Consider the following 20,935-nt stretch of genomic DNA (forward strand, 5'->3'; position numbering starts at 1 on the left):
ATGTTACGTTTTATCTAAAATATCCTGATAAATGGCTGTCAACCTGTTTACAAACGGCTTTTCGGAATAAGTATCAATACATCGGCGCCGAATTTGTTGGTTATCAAATTTTTCCTGATTGGCAAGAAATTCTAAAATACCTTTCGCCAGTTCTTTTTCATCGCCCGTTTTGACAAACAAACCGTCACCTTCCGTTAAAATGGATTCCGGTCCGCCGCATAATGTGGATACTACCGGCGTACCTTGCGATAAAGCTTCGATAACTACAACACCAAACGTCTCAATATAACTGGAAAGCACAAAACACAGACTTTCCTTCATTAATTGACAAACTTCCTGCCGGGAAAGTGCGCCTAATAAACTGACATTATTTTCCAATTTCAGACTTTTAATTAACGCTTCCAGTTTTGCCCGTTCAGGGCCATCCCCACCAATCATGAGTTTTAATTGCGGATATTCCTCAACAACTTTGGCAAAAGCCTTAATTAATACGTCAAATCCTTTTTTCGCATATAAAAACGCGACGGCGCATAACTGATATTTCCGTACCGATGAATCCACCGGACTTTCAACAAACAAATCATCCAACAGATTAGGAAAAACCGTCCATTCTTTGCCGTTTAATTTTTGCTTTAACAGATCCGCTAAGCTTTTGCTTACCGCCAATAACTTACTTGCGGAAGCTTCGGACCGTTTTAAATGATCCCATTCCCAGTCTTTAACTAATCCTCGTCCGAAAACAGAGCTATGTTCGGTGACACAATAAGGAATCCGGTATTTTCTATGAATTTCCAGCGCCAAAGGCCCCGCATGCAGCAAACTGTGTACATGCAGAATATCCGGCATACCCTGCTCTTTTACATAACTTTCGAATAATGCCAATCCGGCTTTCACCCAGCGTTTTAAATCCAGGTAAGGAACCTTAGGAAACCAAAACACACCATGTTGGAAATAGGTATTAATATCACCGTCTTGCCAAAATTCCTGGTCGTAACGCCCTAAAACCGCATTTTTTCCCAACCGTAATGATCTGAACTGCGGTGCAATCACACCAACTTTAATTCCAGAGCGAGCAAGCGCATAAGCCTGTTCTCTAAAAAAAGAACCATTTAAATCATCTTTATGCAAAGGATACCAAGACGGTAATATCAGGACGTGCATTACAATTCCTTATAGAGTTTCAATAGCTTTTGTGCGTACTTTTTCGGATCACATTCCCGAATAATCAAGTTATAAGCGTTATTTACATAAGATTCGGTTGTCGCTTTATTATCGACAGTCCAACAAACTGCTTCCGCCATTGCCGGAATATTTCGGGGTTCAATCAAATGCCCGGTACTACCGTTTATCACGATCTCTTCGATTCCCGCCGCTCTGAATGCACAAACCGGTACTTTCATGATCATGGCTTCTACGATGGAATTGGATAAGCCCGCACCGCTGTCGCCGTCAACCACTAACGGGCTGACAAATACGTCCACTCCATCCATAAAAGTGCTCACATCCGACACATTACCTACAAACTTCACCTGTTGATCAATTCCTAAATCCGCTGAGATCTTTTCTAAGGTTGCACGATGCGGACCATCACCGCCGATAACAAATTGAAATTGACGTTCGGAATATTGGGTCAAGCAATATTTCGCTAAATCCAAAAACAGTTCGACACTGCGACCTTCCCGCAAGGCGGACAAAGTACCAATCACAAACTGCCGTTTATCCAGAGATTTCATCGGTTTAACGGTAGGTGTTAAGCGATAGGCATTGTAAATATATGAAGTTTGCGTTTCCGGATAACCGTAACGAATCAACTTTTGTTGTTCAAGCTTACAATTTCCAAGCCCTCTTACACCCATTTTGGCAAAAAACGGGACAACTTTTTGATAAGTTTCGTGATCCAATCCGCGTGAGGTCCAAAAGATTTTTACCTGCTTATTTTTAAAAAACTTCTTCGCCAACCAGATAAACAATAACGGGCGTGCCATTTGAGCATGAATCACATCAATTTGATTATCATTCACCGTTTTCACCAGTTGGCAAACATAGTTGAGTAATTTCAACGGATTTTTAGTATGACAATCCGCATTAATCTGACGAATGCCTAATTTATTGATGCGATCAAAAAGCGGCCCTGTCTTGCCGAAAACCGTCACGGACTCCGTCAACGGATTTAATTCCGTGGCGGCAATCAATGTGGCGATTTCCGTTCCGCCGATGTGTCCCATATCGCTCACCAACAATACGCGTAACTTAGCCTGACTCATTAATAAAATAATCCTATACTAAACTTTGAACGATTTTTTGCTGTTCTTCCGGCGTAAGATAGGGATGCATAGGCAAACTCATCACGCGTTCGGCAATCAAATCCCCCACCGGTAAATGAATACGGCTATCCGCCACTGCCGGCTGTTTGTTTAACGGGATTGGGTAATGAACTGCGGTCGGAATTCCTAAAGTTTTCAGTTTTTCCTGTACATCGGCACGATTATCCACTTGAATGGTGTACTGAGCCCAAGCGCTTTGGTTATGAGCTTCAATAAACGGAGTCGTATTAACGCCCGCCTGATTAAACAGTCGAGTATAGTTTTCAGCTACTCTTTGGCGCGCGGCAATTTCATCATCCAGAATCGCTAATTTCGGTAACAGAATCGCCGCCTGTAAGGTATCCAATCGGCTGTTTACACCCACCCGAATATGATGATAGCGGCGATCCTGACCGTGTCTCGCCACCTGACGAATCACATTGGCCAACGCATCATCATTAGTAAAAATTGCGCCGCCGTCACCATAACAACCCAAAGGCTTGCTCGGGAAAAAGCTGGTACAGGAAATAGTGGTTAGATTACAACTTTTACGGTTTTTATAGCTCGCGCCGAAACTTTGCGCGGCATCTTCAATAACCGGTAAATTGTATTTTTTCGCCACGGCGTTTACCGCATCAAAATCCGCACATTGCCCGTATAAACTGACGGGAATAATAGCTTTGGTACGCGGTGTGATTGCGGCCTCTAATTTCTCCGCATCAATATTATAGGTTTTTGGATCCACATCCACATAAACGGGTTTAGCACCTAATAAAGCGACGGTTTCCGCCGTAGCGATATAAGTAAATCCCGGGGTAATCACTTCATCACCGGCACCGATACCCAATGCCATTTGCGCAATTTGCAATGCATCCGTGCCGTTGGCGCAAGTAATGCAATATTTTGCACCGACGTAAGCGGCCAGCTTTTCTTCCAATTCCGCAACTTCCGGCCCTAAAATATATTTGCCGTGTGCCAATACTTTCTGAATACCCGCGTCAATTTGCGCTTTAATTCTTTGCTGTTGAGCCTTTAAATCAATAAATTCCATCTTTCTATCCTGCTTATAATTTCTTCAACTCATGACCTTCCAGTCGGTAAATAGCACCCGTATGCGGACATTTAGTTTCCGCCTGACCGGACAAGGGCAACTCCAACTGTTCGCCGTATTCGCTCATCCAGCCGATTTGTTTGGCGGGGACCCCTACCATTAAGGCGTAATCGGGCACATCACGATTAATCACGGCACCCGCCCCCACAAAAGCATAGGCACCGACGGTAACGCCGCAAACGATAGTGGAATTGGCGCCAAGGGTCGCTCCTTTTTTGACAAGGGTATCTTTATATTCGCTTTTGCGTTCGATTAGCGAACGCGGGTTATACACATTGGTGAAAACCATGCTCGGGCCGCAAAAAACCCCTTCTTCCAGGTACACGTTATCGTACACGGAGACGTTATTCTGAACTTTGCAGTGATCACCGATACGCACTTTATTGCCGACAAACACATTTTGCCCCAAAGACACACCTTTGCCGATTTTTGCGCCGCCGCAAATATGGGCGAAATGCCAAACTCTTGAACCTTCGCCGATTTCGGCGCCTTCATCAATAATTGCCGACGGATGTTGATAATAGGTCATAATGTTGGTTTCCTGCTGTTAAGTAATCGTATGATTTTTTACTCGATATAAATTTGCTACTAATATGCAATCCTCGAATGGGCTATGTATAAATCATTGGTCAAAAAACAAATAAAAAACTTCGTTTTTTGTGACCGCACTTTTATATAGCCCAAACTCGAATTGCAATTGAGCTTACACTCAATCCTGTTTTATTTATTTAATACTTTGGCTAAAAACGGATGCGGATTTGCCGGATTTTCAATAATCGGTGCATGGCGAATCACTTCCACCGTTTCAATGGCCGTACGGTTTTCTTCCAACCCGTAACCCTTTCCTTCCAGAATGCGTTGATAACTTTGGGTATGTAAATCGGTAAAACCACCGGAGAATTCCAGTTCTTCGTTCTCAATAGTAATACTGCGATAAGTTAATTTTTCGCCTTGTACCGCATTTTCCGGTAAGTTATTAGCATCAATAGACAAGAACCAGCGTACACGTGCGCGTTTGTATTCCAGATAACCGGAAACGGTCTTTTCATCACGATAATGCACTTCGTTTTTCACTACATCGCCGAAAATGAAATGCAGCATGTCATAAAAATGCACGCCAATGTTAGTAGCCACACCGCCGGATTTTTGATCTACACCTTTCCAGGATTTCAAATACCATTTACCCCGTGAGGTTAAATAAGTTAAATCCACATCAAACACTTTATCCGCAGGTGCCGCTTCCACTTTGTCACGCAATGCAATAATCGACGGATGCAGACGCAACTGTAAAATAGAATTCACCTTGGCGCCGTATTTTTGCTCGTATTCGGACAACATATTCAAATCCGTCGAATTCAGTACCAAAGGTTTTTCACAGATCACATTAATGCCGTTTTTCAAAGCGAATTTCATATGCGGCGCATGCAGATAATTCGGAGAACAGATCGCCACATAATCCAGTTTTTCGCCTTTTAATTTTTGATCTTCCACAAAGGCTTCAAACTGTTCGAACTCGGTAAAAAATTCGGCGTCCGGGAAATGACTGTCCATAATGCCGACGGAATCGTTTACATCCATTGCGACAACCAAAGTATTGCCCGTATCTTTGATTGCTCTCAAATGACGTGGAGCGATGTAGCCGCCCGCTCCGATTAGTGCAAATTTTTTCATAATTTAGTCTCTATTAATTTTATAAACGGAAAACAGTAATGCCTTGTTGAGCTAAAGCATCGCGATCAAACAGACTTTTCACATCAGCCAGTACCGGTTTTGACGTACGCAGATACGAACGCAATGTTTCGGCACTTAAGTCGCGGAATTCCTTATGTCCGACGGCAACAATCAGGGCATCGACAGGATTATTTTCATCAACTGAGGATAAATCCAAGCCATATTCATGTTTCACTTCCTGAGCGTCAGCCCAAGGATCGGCAACCACGACTTCAACGCCCCAGTTCTTCAATTCCGTGACCACATCAACAACCTTGCTGTTACGGATATCCGGGCAGTTTTCTTTAAAGGTCACGCCTAAAATACCGACTTTAGCATGTGCAACATCAATATTATTATTGAGCATAAGCTTAATAGTTTCCTGCGCGACATATTGCGACATATTGTCGTTAATACGACGACCGGCAAGAATAACCTGCGGGTTATAACCCACTTCTTCCGCCTTATGGGTTAAATAATATGGATCCACGCCGATACAGTGCCCGCCGACCAAGCCCGGACGGAACGGTAAAAAGTTCCATTTACTGCCGGCAGCCTCGAGTACGTCCAGCGTATCAATACCGACACGTTCAAAAATAATTGATAGTTCATTCACCAAAGCGATATTTAAATCACGTTGAGTATTCTCAATGACTTTCGCCGCTTCCGCCACTTTAATGCTTGAAGCTTTATGGGTACCAGCTTCAATAATACTAGCGTACATTTGATCAACAATATCCGCCACTTCAGGCGTACTACCGCTGGTGATTTTTTTAATTTTAGTCAAAGTATTGACTTTATCGCCCGGATTAATCCGCTCCGGGCTGTAACCCGCAAAAAAATCTTGATTGAATTTCAAACCGGAAACTTTTTCCAGAACAGGAATACAGACTTCTTCGGTAGCGCCGGGATAAACCGTGGATTCATATACCACAATATCGCCTTGTTTCAGCACTTTGCCGATAGATTCACTGGCTTTTTGCAGAGGCGTTAAATCCGGACGATTCACATCGTCGATAGGTGTCGGAACGGTGACAATAAAGAAATTACATTGTTTAAGCTGTTCCAGATCAGAAGTGAAAGAAAGATGAGTCACCGACTTAAGGGCTTCCGACGATACTTCCAAAGTACGGTCTTTGCCCTCTGACAGTTCTTTCACCCTATTCGGGCTGATATCAAAACCGACAGTAAATCGATGTTTACCGAACTCTACCGCAAGCGGTAAACCGACATAGCCAAGACCAATAACGCCAACTTTATAGCTATTTAAATTCATAAAAATATACCCCATATTTTTTTCAAAAATTAAAAAATGGTTTAAATAAAAAAATCAAATAAAAAAATTCAATTTATCAAAAATCAGTACAATCTTAAGACTTACCTCGGTTCAAAATAGTTCATATCTTTACACTGATTTGCCTACATTTGACCGACTTTTTAAATAGTCACCGTCATCAAAATACGCTGTCAAGTAAACATAACATATTGATACTAAAGATATATTAAATAAAAAACCATGAATCCATAGCCTTCTACCCGATTTATATTTAACGAATAACAGTATTTAGCGGGTATAGCAACGCAATTTGAATAACTATTCGATTCTTTACATAATCTGACAGTAAAATACAAAAAATGTACGAATAAGGATAATTCTCATTTTGATTTATGATAAAAATTATGCAAAAAAACGCATTTTTTATTGCTCAATATAAAAAATACTCGTCTGATTTTATGGGGACTGATCACTTTTATTCGGGCGGGTTGCACAAAACGGATTTACTCTTGCGTCAAGGCTTAAAATAACCGACAATATGCGGTTTAGATTTCAATCTTATAAACAAGCAAAACAAAAGAAATATGTCTTTAAACGATTACCCACAACAAGTTAATAAACGTCGTACTTTCGCGATTATTTCCCACCCCGATGCAGGTAAAACGACCATCACGGAAAAAGTACTTTTATACGGAAATGCCATTCAAACCGCAGGTTCAGTAAAAGGCAAAGGTTCCCAAGCCCATGCCAAATCCGACTGGATGGAAATGGAAAAACAACGCGGTATATCCATCACTACCTCCGTTATGCAATTCCCTTATAACGACTGCTTGGTCAATTTGCTGGATACCCCGGGACATGAAGATTTCTCGGAAGATACTTACCGCACTTTAACTGCCGTTGACAGCTGCTTAATGGTGATCGATGCGGCGAAAGGGGTTGAAGAGCGAACCATTAAATTGATGGAAGTTACCCGCCTGCGCGACACGCCGATTCTGACCTTTATGAACAAACTTGACCGCGATATCCGTGATCCGATGGAATTATTGGATGAAGTGGAAAGCGTGTTAAAAATCCATTGCGCGCCGATCACATGGCCTATCGGTTGCGGAAAATTATTTAAAGGTGTTTACCATCTTTATAAAGACGAAACCTATTTATACCAAACCGGGCAAGGCTCAACCATTCAGGAAGTAAAAATTGTCAAAGGACTGAATAACCCGGAATTAGATAACGCCGTCGGTGACGACTTGGCGCAACAATTACGTGATGAGCTTGAATTAGTGAAGGGTGCGTCTAATGAATTTGATCATGAGCTGTTTATCGGCGGCGAGTTAACACCTGTCTTTTTCGGTACGGCATTGGGTAACTTCGGAGTGGATCATTTCTTAGACGGATTAACCGAATGGGCGCCGAAACCGCAACCGCGTCAGGCGGATACTCGAATCGTAGAAAGTTCGGAAGAAAAACTGACCGGCTTTGTATTCAAAATTCAGGCAAATATGGATCCGAAACACCGTGACCGCGTTGCCTTTATGCGTGTAGTTTCCGGCAAATATGAAAAAGGCATGAAACTTAAACATGTGCGTATCGGTAAAGATGTGGTGATTTCCGACGCCTTAACCTTTATGGCGGGTGACCGCGCTCATGCGGAAGAAGCTTATGCAGGCGATATTATCGGTTTGCATAACCACGGTACGATTCAAATCGGTGATACCTTCACGCAAGGCGAGGATCTTAAATTCACCGGTATTCCAAACTTCGCACCGGAATTATTCCGCCGTATTCGATTAAAAGATCCGTTGAAACAAAAACAACTGCTAAAAGGCTTGGTACAACTTTCCGAAGAAGGTGCGGTGCAGGTTTTCCGCCCGATGATGAATAACGATCTGATCGTAGGCGCGGTTGGTGTGTTGCAATTTGATGTGGTGGTTTCGCGACTGAAAACCGAATACAACGTAGAAGCCATTTACGAAAACGTAAATGTGGCAACCGCTCGTTGGGTTGAATGTGCCGATTCGAAGAAGTTCGAAGAATTTAAACGCAAAAACGAGCAAAATCTTGCTTTAGACGGTGGTGATAATTTGACTTATATTGCACCGACTATGGTAAATCTGAATCTTGCCCAAGAGCGCTACCCTGATGTCACTTTCTTTAAGACAAGGGAACATTAATTAGGGGTTATAAGATAAAGTGCGGTCAAAATTTTAAAAATTTTGACCGCACTTTGCTTTTATCGGCTATACGGAAATAAACGTGAAGAAAATAATTGATAAACTATTATGATGTAGATCATAAAACACGAATCTATCTATAAAATAAATAAATTTTCTATTGTTGCAAGATTGTTGCAATTATAGAATTAGCACCGATTATTATAAAAAATACAATAACTAATTTTTATTATTTAAGGATATATATTATGCTTTCTCCACAAATTTTAATTGTTGAAGACGAAACGGTGACCAGAAATACCCTAAAAAGTATTTTTGAAGCTGAAGGGTACGAAGTATTTGAGGCTACTGACGGCAATCAAATGCATCAAATTATCGAAACGCAAGAAATCAACCTTGTGGTTATGGACATCAACCTTCCCGGCAAGAACGGTTTAATGCTTGCGCGCGAACTTCGAGAGAAGACCAATACGGCACTCATGTTCTTGACCGGTCGTGATAACGAAGTAGACAAAATTCTGGGTTTAGAAATCGGTGCCGATGACTATATTACTAAACCCTTCAACCCGCGAGAGCTGGCTATCCGTGCCCGCAATCTATTGCATCGCACAATGGCGGAAAATGAAAAAAACAGTAATACGCATGTTGATGCCTACCGTTTTAACGGCTGGACATTGGATATTAACAAAAGAGCGTTAATTGATCCGGAATCCGTTGAATATAAATTGCCTCGCAGCGAGTTCCGCGCGATGCTGCATTTCTGCGAAAATCCCGGAAAAATTCAAACCCGCGAAGATTTATTGAAAAAAATGACCGGTCGGGAATTAAAACCGCAGGATCGTACGGTTGACGTCACCATTCGCCGTATCCGTAAACATTTTGAAGATCATCCGGATACACCGGAAATTATCGCCACGATCCATGGTGAGGGCTATCGTTTCTGCGGTGAAATCGAATAATATAGTTTAAGGGCGCCATATTCGACGCCCTTATTTTTTAGTTAACACATAAGAAAGGAGGATTCATTTCTTCCTTGATTAAAACTAGCCGCGATTGGCATTTTTCATAATACGTTCTTTTTGCATTTTCCATTCGCGATCTTTAATATCATTACGTTTATCATGTTGTTGCTTACCTTTTGCCAAACCGATTTTAATTTTGGCCCAAGCGTTTTTCCAATAAAGCGATAATGCCACAATAGTATAACCGTCACGATTGGCCTTGCCAAACAACGAAGCCAATTCCCGCTGATTTAACAATAACTTACGAGTACGGGTCGGGTCACAAACAACATGAGTGGACGCCACCGTTAACGGCTGGATAGTGGCGCCGAATAAATAAGCTTCACCGTCTCTGAAAATAATATAACTATCGCTGATATTAGCTTTACCCGCCCGCATGGATTTTACTTCCCAACCTTGTAGAGAAAGCCCTGCCTCTAATTCCTCTTCAATAAAATAATCATGTCTTGCGCGTTTATTGAGGGCAATGGTATTGGAACCCGGTTTTACTTTTTTCTTTGTCATATAAATCACTTAATGCTGAAACTAAAAAGATTGTTAAATTCTACCGAAAGTATTATAAAAGTACAAACTCGCCTCATAGCCGTTGCGTTCTCCAGACAAAAATACTGACGGATGAGATACTTTAGCCTATTGTCCGTCGCCCTAAAAAAGAATGCGTTAGCGTGGTACCGTCAACGGTTTCCAACTCGCCGCCAACCGGAATCCCATGGGCAATTCGGCTTACTTTAATATTTTGCTGATTACATAATTCGGCAATATAGTTGGCGGTGGCATCACCTTCAACCGTTGGATTTGTAGCAAGAATCACTTCATTGAATTGTTCTTGTTGTAAACGGCGTTGTAATAAATCTAAGCCGATTTCCCGCGGACCGATACCGTCCAAAGGCGACAAATGCCCCATCAATACGAAATAACGGCCGGAAAACTGCCCGGTCTGTTCTATCGCCTGAATATCCGCCGGCATTTCAACCACACATAACAATCTCGAATTCTGACGGCGCGGATTATCACAAATAGAACAAATATCTTCTTCGGTAAAAGTCCGGCAATGCTCGCAATGTCCTATTTTAGACATAGCCTCCGTAAGCGCACGGGCTAAATTCATACCGCCGCTGCGATCCCGTTGCAAAAGATGATATGCCATACGCTGTGCGGATTTCGGCCCGACACCGGGCAAACAGCGTAAACTTTCGATTAAATTTTCTAATAAAGGACTGGTTTGCATAAGACTCTAAAAATAACAAAAAACAAACCGCACTTTTAAAAGTGCGGTCTTATTTCATAAAATTTTACTTAAAACGGCATTTTAAAACCCGGAGGAATCGGCATACCAGCGGTAACTGACGCCATTTTCTCTTTTTGTAACTCATCCGCGCGGCGAGCGGCATCATTAAATGCGGCAGCGATGAGATCTTCCAACATATCCTTATCGTCTTCCATTAATGAAGGATCAATTTCCACGCGACGGCAATTATGCGCACCGTTAATTGTTACTTTAACTAACCCCGCACCAGACTCACCGGTTACTTCAAGTTGGGCAATTTCTTCCTGCATTTTTTGCATACGCTCTTGCATTTGCTGAGCTTGTTTCATTAAATTGCCTAAGCCACCTTTTCCAAACATAATTCTTCTTCCATTTTTGAGCGTATAAAATATACGAATAAATTAAATAAAAAGTCCGCTCTAAACAAAGCGAACTTTCTAACAATTATAATGAGACTAATCAGCTTTTATTTTTTTAGTGATAAAACCACTGAATCGCCGGCAACAACCTGACCTACTTTTTTATCCAACGCACTAATTTCATCCATATTTGAAATTACTACCGGAGTAAGGATAGATTTCGCTTTTTGTTCTAAAAGTGGTAAATCAAACTCAATAATAGTATCACCACGTTTCACAGACTGACCCTCTTGTGCAACACGGGTAAAACCTTCACCTTTAAGTTCAACGGTATCAATACCGAAGTGAACAAATAATTCAATACCTTCTTTTGATTCCATTGAAAATGCATGATTTGTTTCAAAAATCTTGCCAATCACGCCGTCCACCGGTGCAACAATTTTGTCACCGTTCGGACGAATCGCAATACCGTCGCCAACGATTTTTTCAGAAAAAACCACATCCGGTACATCTTCAATATTAACAATTTCACCTGAAAGCGGCGCATAAATGTCCACTTCTACGGTTTTACTATTTTTTGAACCAAATAATTTATCAAATAAGCCCATTTTTTAATCTCCTGAATCGACAATTTTCCGTATTCTACATGAAAAACATGAATTTGTATCTAATTTAATGTTTTTTCAGCTAAAAAATCAGCAACTAATTTTTCAATTTCGGCAGCAGTCGGTAATTGCAGGGCTTTATCCGCTAATGCTTTTGCTTCGGCAAAATTAACACTACGAACCAATTTTTTAATACGAGGAACGGAAATAGCGCTCATGCTGAATTCGTCTAATCCCATACCTAATAATAAAATAGTGGCTTTTTCATCACCGGCTAACTCACCGCACATACCAGTCCATTTACCTTCGGTATGAGAGGCGTCAATAACCTGTTTAATTAAACTTAATACTGAAGGTGACATTGGATTATATAAATGTGAAATCATTTCATTACCACGGTCAACCGCTAAAGTATATTGAGTTAAATCATTGGTACCGATACTGAAGAAGTCCACTTCTTTTGCTAAGAATTTTGCATTTACTGCAGCTGACGGCGTTTCACACATTACACCGATTTGAATATTTTCATCAAAGGCTTTACCTTCGGTGCGTAATTCTTGTTTTAAAGTTTCGATAACGGATTTCAATTCGCGAATTTCTTCAACGGAAATAATCATCGGGAACATTACCGCTAATTTACCGAATGCGGAAGCACGTAATACCGCACGCAATTGAGCATTTAAGATTTCGCGACGATCCAATGCGATACGAACCGCACGCCAGCCTAAGAACGGATTCATTTCTTTTGGCAGATTCATATAAGGTAATTCTTTATCACCACCAATATCCATGGTACGTAATACCACCTGGCGACCGTTCATCGCTTCTACCACTTCTTTATAAGCGATAAATTGTTCTTCTTCTGAAGGCAGTTGGTCACGATCCATGAACAGGAACTCGGTACGGTATAAACCGACACCTTCCGCACCGTTACGATCCGCACCTTCACAGTCACGAATCGTACCGATATTCGCCACCACTTCAACACGGTGACCGTCCAATGTTACTGCCGGTAAATCTTTTAATTTAGCTAATTCCGCTTTTTCTTCCGCTAATTTTGCTTGTTGGGCTTTTAAGCCGTCAATCACGTCTTGAGCCGGATTCACATAAACAGCGTTATTGATTGCATCAAGTACTAAATAATCACCGCTGTTAATCATTGCGGTTGCATTATTTGTACCTACAATTGCCGGTAATTCCAGCGAACGGGCCATAATAGAGGTATGTGAAGTACGACCACCGATATCAGTAATAAAACCTAATACTTTGTCTAAATTCAATTGTGCGGTTTCTGATGGCGTTAAGTCATAAGCAACCAAGATTGACTCTTCGTTGATTTCGCCCAAATCCACAATTTTCATGCCTAAGATATTTTTAATTAAACGGTTACCGATATCGCGAATATCGCCGGCACGTTCTTTTAAGTACTCATCATCGATATCCGCAAGCATAGCAACTTGTTGATCAATGATTTTACTTGCCGCAACGCCCGCATTTACTTTGTTTGAACGCAAATAATCAATGATTTCTTCTTCCAACTCTTCATCTTCAAGAATCATTAAATGACCTTCGAAGATAGCCGCTTTTTCTTCACCGAGAGTTTTCTCTGCACGATCTCTAATGGCGCTTAATTGTTCCACTGCCGCCGTACGGCCTTCATAAAAACGAGCTACTTCAGTTTCAACTTGATCTTCAGCAATTTTTTGCATATCAAGTACAATTTTTTCCTCTTTCAGAACTAACGCTTTACCAAAAACGATACCTGGTGAGGCCGGGATTCCTGAAATCATGTGTAACCTTCCGATAATAATTTAATTAAAAAAATCTAACTATGATAAACGACATAGCCATAAAACTCTTTTATTAACAGTGATAAATCAATAAGAAAGTTTTATGGCCAGACAAATTATTCTAATGTAGGAATTAATGCAACTAAATGGTCAACAGCATTTTGCTCATCTTCGCCTTCAGCTGAAATTGTAATTACAGTTCCTTGAGTTAAGCCTAAAGTTTGTAATTTGAATAAACTTTTCGCACTTGCACTTTTACCGGCAGAAGTCACTGTTACATCAGATGCAAACGCTTTTGCTTCTTTTACAAATTGTGCAGCCGGACGAGTGTGTAAGCCGTTAGGAGCTGTAATTTCAACATCTTTTGAATACATAATTTTACCTCTAATAGTAATGTTTTTTGTTTTTAATGTGGAGCAAACAGGTAACCGGTTAACTTTTGACCTGTCTACTAAAATTTAATTATTCATAAACCACAACGGACACTCTAAACCATTTTGTCTGATAGTTCAAAATAAATCTTATTTAGTATCAAGATTATTCCTAATTAATTCAAGTTAAATCCTATAAAAACTTGAGCTAGTTCATCTTTTTGTCAACCGATAGATTAATTTTTAATAAAAATATAACAAATTAGTAATAAAAAATAACCGAATTACCTTATATCCTGCTCCATAAAATGGCGTTGCGATTTATTTTCTTCCCGGCTTGAAATCAAGCGATGGTAATTATCAAATCTGACGGGGTGGATTTTCCCGAGCTCCACAGCTTCCCGTAAGGCGCAGCCCGGGTCGTCAATATGTTTACAGTCCCGGAATTTGCAGGTTCCTAAGAAATATTGGAATTCCCGATAACCGTTGGTGATTTGTGCAGGTTCCAAATGCCATAAACCGAACTCTCGAATGCCCGGCGAATCAATCAGATTTCCGCCCTGCGGTAAATGATATAAACGGGAAGACGTGGTGGTATGCTGTCCCAATCCCGAAGTTTCGCTGATTTCACCGGTTTGCGCATTAACTTCCGGTAAAATATAGTTGATTAAACTGGACTTCCCTACCCCGGATTGCCCGACGAAAATCGACGTACCATCCGCTAAAAGTGCGGTCAGTTTTTCCATATTTTTTCCACTAATCGCCGAAATCATTAATGTTTCATAGCCGATTTTTCGGTAGATTTCCAGTTGTTCTTCCGCTTCCCGCCACTGTTCGTCCGTTAATAAATCAACCTTATTCAACAAGATAACGGCAGGAATATTAGCGTTTTCACAAATAACCAAATAACGATCAATAATATTCAGGGATAACGCCGGTAGCACCGACGAAACAATAATAATGCGATCGATATTCGATGCCATGACTTTCAGTCCGTCATAATAATCCGGACGGGCAATTTCATTTTCACGCGGTTTAATCGCTTCAATGACCCCGCTAATACCCTGTAGTTTTTCATGCCCTCGGCGCCACACTACGTGATCTCCCACCACCACATTGGCTAATGTGCGACGTAAATTACAACGAAAAATCTCGCCTTGACTATTCTCCACATCCGCATGCATAGAATAACGAGTGACGACAACACCGTCTTGCGTATCGCCAAGCATTTCTTCCTGCCAATCAATCTCTTTTTTTGCTCTTCGGTGATGACGATCCAATGCTTTTACATTATTTGAATGAATTCGACGTTTTTGATTTTGAGTTAATTTACGCTTAGTCAAACAGAAGTCCTTAAAGTGCGGTAGATTTTCGTATAATATTACGGGTCAACAAATCAGTTAACGTATAAATGCTTATAGGATACTCCAAATTATGCAATTAGATAACCAAAATCTAATCTGGATCGACTTAGAAATGACCGGGTTAGACCCTGAAAACGAGCGCATTATTGAAATCGCCACCATTGTTACCGATAAAGATCTGAATATTTTAGCCGAAGGCCCGGTGCTTGCCGTACATCAATCCGACGAATTACTCGCCAAAATGAGTGACTGGTGTATAAAAACCCACAGCGCAAACGGTTTAGTGGATCGCGTTAAAGCCAGCAAATTAACGGAGCGTGCCGCCGAATTGCAAACTATCGATTTCCTAAAAAAATGGGTGCCTAAAGGCGCCTCCCCTATTTGCGGCAATAGTGTGGCGCAGGATAAACGCTTTTTATTTAAATACATGCCCGAACTTGCCGATTACTTCCATTACCGTCATTTAGACGTCAGCACTTTAAAGGAACTGGCTCGTCGCTGGAAGCCCGAGCTGCTGAACGGTTTTGAGAAAAAAAATACTCATCTGGCATTAGACGATATTCGCGAAAGCATTGCCGAACTGGCTTATTATCGCGATCATTTTATTAAATTGGATGGTGACCAAAAATAATTGGCGGCATATTTGTCTGCCAAAATAATAAAATCTGATATTTTTTAGGCAAAAAATCCGTTTTTTTCATTTTGGGGTTGCATGGCAAATAAATATTTGTATAATACGACCCCATCACTTCTAATGCTAGTGAACGCGGGAATAGCTCAGTTGGTAGAGCACGACCTTGCCAAGGTCGGGGTCGCGAGTTCGAGCCTCGTTTCCCGCTCCAAACTACTCTAAAACGATCGTTTTAGATGTTACCAAATCAATTAGATTTGCAATACATACCGAGATCTATATTCTCAAACCTTTAGTAAGTATCGCAAATTTAACTGGTGATGCGGGAATAGCTCAGTTGGTAGAGCACGACCTTGCCAAGGTCGGGGTCGCGAGTTCGAGCCTCGTTTCCCGCTCCAATTTTCTCCTAAGTTATTTTTTTCGTAATTTACCTATTTCAGATAGATTATTTACATTTTATTTTTCCTAAAAAATAAAACGGCTGATTTTTCAGCCGTTCTTTTTATCTGTTTTTAGCGAAATTTCATATTGAATTTGACTAATTCCTACTTTATTTAAAAAAAGTGCGGTACAATTTAGCGCTTTTTTATAATTCTCAGTTTTAACGCCATGACAGAATTAACTCACTACAATCAATATATCGCCGACGAAAACGCTATGATTGCTTTTGGTCAACAATTAATTCAAGCCATTAATAAACTTGATAACAATAAACCTGTTGTTATTTATTTAAACGGCGATTTAGGAGCGGGTAAAACAACGTTAAGTCGAGGTATGATTCAAGGTTTAGGGCACCAAGGCAACGTAAAAAGCCCGACTTACACTTTGGTTGAAGAATATCATTTGCAGAACAAGCATATTTATCACTTTGATCTCTATCGCCTAAGCGATCCGGAAGAGCTTGAATTTATGGGAATCCGCGATTATTTCGGCACGGATACCATTTGCCTTATCGAATGGGCGGAAAAAGGTATCGGATTGCTTGCCGAACCGGATCTTATTGTAAATATCCGTTATGCAGATAATGCTCGCGATATTGACCTTATCGCACAAAACGCACAGGGCGAACAAATTATTACATTATTAGCAGCAAAATAATTAGAAGTACTTTCCGTATGAAACGATTTTTTTTACTTTTTTTGACCGCACTTTTCTTCGCTATTAATCCTGCATGGGCGGCAGTTTGGACTATTGCCATCGACCCCGGTCACGGCGGTAAAGACCCTGGCGCCATCAGCCGTAATTTAGGTATATATGAAAAAAATGTCACCCTGTCTATTGCTCAGGAATTAAAAGGAATTTTAGATAGAGACCCGAATTTCCGTGCGGTACTCACCCGCCGCGCTGATTATTATATTTCCGTGCCGCAGCGTTCTGAAATTGCCCGTAAAAACAAAGCGAATTATTTAGTCTCAATCCATGCGGACTCATCCGAAAACCCGGCGTTAAAAGGCGCCTCGGTTTGGGTGCTTTCAAACCGTCGGGCAAACGACGAAATGGGCCAATGGCTCGAAGACCACGAAAAGCAATCCGAATTGTTAGGCGGTGCCGGCTCCGTACTGTCTAATCACGGAAGTGAAAAATACCTAAACCAAACCGTATTGGATTTACAATTCGGACACAGCCAACGTACCGGCTATGAACTTGGGCGTAGCATTTTACGCAATTTTGCAAAAATTGCCGACTTAAGCCGTACTTCTCCGCAACATGCAAGTTTAGGCGTTTTACGTTCCCCCGATATTCCGTCGGTATTAGTGGAAACGGGCTATTTATCTAATGCCACGGAAGAAGCGAAGCTCAGCTCACCAAGCTATCGCAAACGTATTGCCTATATTATTTATCAAGGCATTGTCGATTTTCGTAAACGCCATTTGGGCGGAGAAATCAATACATCCTCGAAAATAGCCGGTCAAATGCCGACAGAAAAAACGCAATCGGCTAACACGGCTAAAGCCAAAGACAACTTCAAAGACGATAAAGAAACCGTGCAGGACAGCGGCGTTCGCCATAAAGTGAAATCCGGCGAAACCATTGCGAAAATCGCCGGCAAATATAATGTAACATCCGAAGAAATCATTACATTAAACAAACTCAAACGAAAAGATCTTTATATCGACGAATTGGTGAAAATTCCGGCAGAAAAAACACAATCGGCTAAAACGGCTAAAGCTAAAGACAACTTCAAAGACGATAACGAAACCGTGCAGGACAGCGGTGTCCGTCATAAAGTGAAATCCGGTGAGACGATTGCCAAATTAGCCCGTAAATATGACGTAAAATCAGAGGATATTGTTACTTTAAACAAATTTAAACGAAAAGATCTTTATATCGACGAATTGGTAAAAATCCCGGCTTCAGCAAAAAACCGACAAAAAAATGAACCCGTTACAAACACAAAAAACACCGAAAAAGCGGAAAACAGCGCTAAAACAGCAAAATCAGAATTAGTAAACGGCAGTTATACCGTGAAAAACGGCGATACCCTGTTTAGTATTGCAAACCGTTTCGGGGTCAAACAAGAGGATATAATTGAGCTGAATAAACTGAAAAATGCCAATATTTTCGTCGGCAAAAAATTAAAAATACCGACGGGCGCCAAGTTGAAAGAAGACACAAAACAGCAAACAAAAACCAATAAAACGACGAAAAAAGAAACCCAGGCAGAACCCAAAACCATTGAGAAAGCCACAGTTTCTTATACGGTTAAATCCGGCGACAGCATTTCCAGATTAGCTAACAAATTTGATGTCAAAGCGGCTGAAATCATCGAATTAAATAATTTGAAAAATAAAGAATTGCATATCGGCGATAAAATTAAATTGCCGGCTAATGCGAAAAATGTTGTCACGGAAAGCAAAAAAACGAGCGTAAATAAAAATACTGCTGTCAAAGGAACAAAATCCTCAACTAAAAATACAACGAATAAAAAAACTGCAAAACAGGATACAAAGAAAAAATAAACATCAACAAAAAATCAAATTAGGAAAAAATTATGCCGATTCATATTTTACCGCCACAACTTGCTAACCAAATTGCCGCCGGCGAAGTGGTTGAACGCCCGGCTTCGGTGGTGAAAGAATTGGTGGAAAACAGTCTGGATGCCGGCGCTTCCCGTATTCAAATCGATATTGAAAACGGCGGTGCTACTCTCATCCGCATTCGGGATAACGGCTTAGGTATTGCAAAAGAAGATTTAAGCCTCGCCCTTGCGCGTCACGCCACCAGTAAAATCAGTTGTTTAGATGATCTTGAGGCGATTTTAAGTTTAGGATTCCGCGGTGAAGCGCTGGCGAGTATCAGCTCCGTTTCCCGTTTAACCCTAACCTCCCGTACGGCGGAACAAAAAGAAGCATGGCAGGTTTATGCGCAGGGTCGGGATATGGAGACCACGATTAAACCCGCTTCCCACCCTGTGGGTACCACGGTTGAAGTGGCTAATTTATTTTTTAACACCCCCGCCCGCCGCAAATTTTTACGCACCGAGAAAACGGAATTCGCCCATATTGATGAAGTCGTTCGCCGTATCGCTCTTGCTAAACCGCAAATTGCTTTCACCCTTACCCATAACGGGAAAATTCTTCGACAATATAAAAGTGCGGTGGAAATCGAGCAAAAATTGAAGCGGGTTTCCGCCATCTGCGGTGAAGATTTCGTACAAAATGCGCTGCAAATTGATTGGAAACACGATAATTTGCATTTATCCGGCTGGGTTGCGGTACCAAATTTTCATCGTCCGCAAAATGATCTGAGTTATAGCTACGTAAACGGCCGCATGATTCGTGACAAAGTGATTAACCATGCTATTCGTCAGGCTTATGGCGATTATTTAACCAACGAGCAATATCCGGCATTCGTATTGTATTTGGATCTTGACCCTAATGAAGTTGATGTAAACGTGCACCCGACAAAACATGAAGTACGTTTTCATCAGGCACGTTTGATTCATGATTTTATTTGTCAGGGAGTCGGCAATGCCTTGCAGTCCGAGCAGGCTGATTTTGCCCGATATGACACACCGGCATCCGCTGATGAAATCCAAGAACCGGCGGCAAACTGGCATTCTTCTTTGATCAAACCGAACCGCTCTGCAGCCGGCCATAATATATTTGAATCCGCTTCGGATAAAAACATATCGGGTGCAAACACGTATTCTCACGGTTCGGCGAAAATCAACCGATTTTCAACAAAATTTGCCGAAAATATACCGCACTTTTCAACGAAATCCGTCAGCAAAACAGAACAAAAATTGTATGGCAACTTGCTGACAACACCGGCCGAAGCGAAAAAAAATACGGCAATTAATGCAGAGTCGGAAAATAGCTTTGAAAAAAACGTCTCAACCCCGCAACAATCAACTCAGCTTTCCGGGCAATTTTTGCACTCATTGGCGCTTGTTAAAAATCAAGCCTTATTGTTGCAACAAGGGCAGGATTTCTATTTATTGCCTTTAGCAAAATTACAAAAATTAAAATTTGAATTAACCTTGCAGCAACCGGATATTGCGCAGCAACCTTTGCTTATTCCGATTCTGTTCCGCTTAAATGAGCGGCAATTAGCGCAATGGCAAAAGCAAAAAAATTTCTTTTTACAAAGCGGATTTGAATTTGATGAAAATCCGGCACAACATCGTATAACTTTAAACAAAGTGCCAAGCTGTTTACGCCAGCAAAACCTGCAAGGTTGCGTTATCCGTTTATTGGAAGAAAATCATGAAAAAATTTCTGATTTTTTGACCGCACTTTGCAACCAACTACAACTTAATGAAATCCATGTATTAGCCGATGCCCTGACACTTTTAACAGAAGTGGAGCTTTTGTTAAAAACACAAAACAAAATTCAGCTCGCACAATTGCTTATTTCCGTTGATTTTACTCAATATTTGCAATAAAGCGGGCAATTCCGCATAGCGATATGCCATGCGGCATAACAAATAACGAATAAAATTATCCGAC

At 41.1% G+C, this 20,935-nt stretch carries 19 protein-coding genes and 2 tRNA genes; 8 read left to right on the forward strand and 13 right to left on the reverse strand.

All coding sequences use genetic code 11. The features are described 5' to 3' along the window. Positions 1-3: 3 nt before the first annotated feature. From MS_RS06800 to tviB, 6 genes are all read right to left on the reverse strand, one after another. Positions 4-1,161, reverse strand: coding sequence for a glycosyltransferase (locus MS_RS06800; RefSeq protein ID WP_011200669.1), 1,158 nt, complete (start codon positions 1,159-1,161; stop codon positions 4-6). Further along, the gene (locus tag MS_RS06805) at positions 1,161-2,264 is read right to left on the reverse strand and encodes a glycosyltransferase (protein WP_011200670.1); all 1,104 of its coding nucleotides are present in this window, start codon (positions 2,262-2,264) and stop codon (positions 1,161-1,163) included. The genes MS_RS06800 and MS_RS06805 overlap by 1 nt, the downstream gene beginning before the upstream one ends. A 13-nt stretch (positions 2,265-2,277) precedes the next feature. Next, a complete protein-coding gene (locus MS_RS06810; RefSeq protein ID WP_011200671.1) occupies positions 2,278-3,354 on the reverse strand; it encodes a DegT/DnrJ/EryC1/StrS family aminotransferase in 1,077 nt (358 codons plus the stop codon). Positions 3,355-3,367: 13 nt separating this feature from the next. Beyond that, entirely contained in the window at positions 3,368-3,943 is a 576-nt protein-coding gene (locus tag MS_RS06815) for an acyltransferase (protein ID WP_011200672.1), read from the reverse strand. Positions 3,944-4,134: 191 nt separating this feature from the next. Further along, positions 4,135-5,085, reverse strand: a complete 951-nt coding sequence (locus MS_RS06820) for a Gfo/Idh/MocA family oxidoreductase (RefSeq protein ID WP_011200673.1) — start codon at positions 5,083-5,085, stop codon at positions 4,135-4,137. Positions 5,086-5,104: 19 nt separating this feature from the next. Next, on the reverse strand, positions 5,105-6,400 hold the full coding sequence (tviB, locus tag MS_RS06825; protein ID WP_041639853.1) for a Vi polysaccharide biosynthesis UDP-N-acetylglucosamine C-6 dehydrogenase TviB: 1,296 nt from the start codon (positions 6,398-6,400) through the stop codon (positions 5,105-5,107). A gap of 584 nt (positions 6,401-6,984) precedes the next feature. On the opposite strand from tviB, the gene prfC reads away from it, so the two are divergent. After that, a complete protein-coding gene (prfC, locus tag MS_RS06830) occupies positions 6,985-8,574 on the forward strand; it encodes a peptide chain release factor 3 (protein WP_011200676.1) in 1,590 nt (529 codons plus the stop codon). Between the two features lie 248 nt (positions 8,575-8,822). Next, positions 8,823-9,533, forward strand: a complete 711-nt coding sequence (arcA, locus tag MS_RS06835; protein ID WP_011200677.1) for a two-component system response regulator ArcA — start codon at positions 8,823-8,825, stop codon at positions 9,531-9,533. A gap of 84 nt (positions 9,534-9,617) precedes the next feature. On the opposite strand, the gene smpB is transcribed toward arcA, so the two are convergent. The 7 genes from smpB to rsgA form a co-directional block, all read right to left on the reverse strand. Beyond that, complete coding sequence (gene smpB / locus MS_RS06840) at positions 9,618-10,100, reverse strand: SsrA-binding protein SmpB (protein ID WP_041639856.1); 483 nt, start codon at positions 10,098-10,100, stop codon at positions 9,618-9,620. A 121-nt stretch (positions 10,101-10,221) separates the two neighbouring features. Further along, entirely contained in the window at positions 10,222-10,824 is a 603-nt protein-coding gene (recR, locus tag MS_RS06845) for a recombination mediator RecR (protein ID WP_011200679.1), read from the reverse strand. Between the two features lie 68 nt (positions 10,825-10,892). Beyond that, positions 10,893-11,222 (reverse strand): YbaB/EbfC family nucleoid-associated protein, encoded by a 330-nt coding sequence (locus MS_RS06850; protein WP_011200680.1) that lies wholly within the window; start codon positions 11,220-11,222, stop codon positions 10,893-10,895. Between the two features lie 107 nt (positions 11,223-11,329). Then, the gene (gene crr, locus MS_RS06855; protein ID WP_011200681.1) at positions 11,330-11,830 is read right to left on the reverse strand and encodes a PTS glucose transporter subunit IIA; all 501 of its coding nucleotides are present in this window, start codon (positions 11,828-11,830) and stop codon (positions 11,330-11,332) included. Between the two features lie 59 nt (positions 11,831-11,889). Next, positions 11,890-13,617, reverse strand: coding sequence for a phosphoenolpyruvate-protein phosphotransferase PtsI (gene ptsI / locus MS_RS06860; RefSeq protein WP_011200682.1), 1,728 nt, complete (start codon positions 13,615-13,617; stop codon positions 11,890-11,892). Positions 13,618-13,733: 116 nt separating this feature from the next. Beyond that, on the reverse strand, positions 13,734-13,991 hold the full coding sequence (gene ptsH, locus MS_RS06865) for a phosphocarrier protein Hpr (RefSeq protein WP_011200683.1): 258 nt from the start codon (positions 13,989-13,991) through the stop codon (positions 13,734-13,736). Between the two features lie 281 nt (positions 13,992-14,272). After that, positions 14,273-15,331, reverse strand: a complete 1,059-nt coding sequence (gene rsgA, locus MS_RS06870) for a small ribosomal subunit biogenesis GTPase RsgA (RefSeq protein ID WP_011200684.1) — start codon at positions 15,329-15,331, stop codon at positions 14,273-14,275. Between the two features lie 91 nt (positions 15,332-15,422). On the opposite strand from rsgA, the gene orn reads away from it, so the two are divergent. From orn to mutL, 6 genes are all read left to right on the forward strand, one after another. Beyond that, a complete protein-coding gene (gene orn, locus MS_RS06875; protein WP_011200685.1) occupies positions 15,423-15,983 on the forward strand; it encodes an oligoribonuclease in 561 nt (186 codons plus the stop codon). A 135-nt stretch (positions 15,984-16,118) separates the two neighbouring features. Then, positions 16,119-16,194: transfer RNA gene (locus MS_RS06880), tRNA-Gly, on the forward strand. A gap of 111 nt (positions 16,195-16,305) precedes the next feature. Further along, positions 16,306-16,381 (forward strand) — tRNA-Gly (locus tag MS_RS06885). Between the two features lie 211 nt (positions 16,382-16,592). Further along, complete coding sequence (tsaE, locus tag MS_RS06890) at positions 16,593-17,081, forward strand: tRNA (adenosine(37)-N6)-threonylcarbamoyltransferase complex ATPase subunit type 1 TsaE (RefSeq protein WP_011200687.1); 489 nt, start codon at positions 16,593-16,595, stop codon at positions 17,079-17,081. A 17-nt stretch (positions 17,082-17,098) separates the two neighbouring features. Then, complete coding sequence (locus MS_RS06895) at positions 17,099-18,943, forward strand: LysM peptidoglycan-binding domain-containing protein (RefSeq protein WP_011200688.1); 1,845 nt, start codon at positions 17,099-17,101, stop codon at positions 18,941-18,943. A 32-nt stretch (positions 18,944-18,975) separates the two neighbouring features. After that, complete coding sequence (gene mutL / locus MS_RS06900; protein ID WP_011200689.1) at positions 18,976-20,871, forward strand: DNA mismatch repair endonuclease MutL; 1,896 nt, start codon at positions 18,976-18,978, stop codon at positions 20,869-20,871. Positions 20,872-20,935 lie beyond the last annotated feature (64 nt).

The organism is [Mannheimia] succiniciproducens MBEL55E, from assembly GCF_000007745.1.
In the GTDB taxonomy this organism is placed as follows: Bacteria; Pseudomonadota; Gammaproteobacteria; order Enterobacterales; family Pasteurellaceae; genus Basfia; species Basfia succiniciproducens.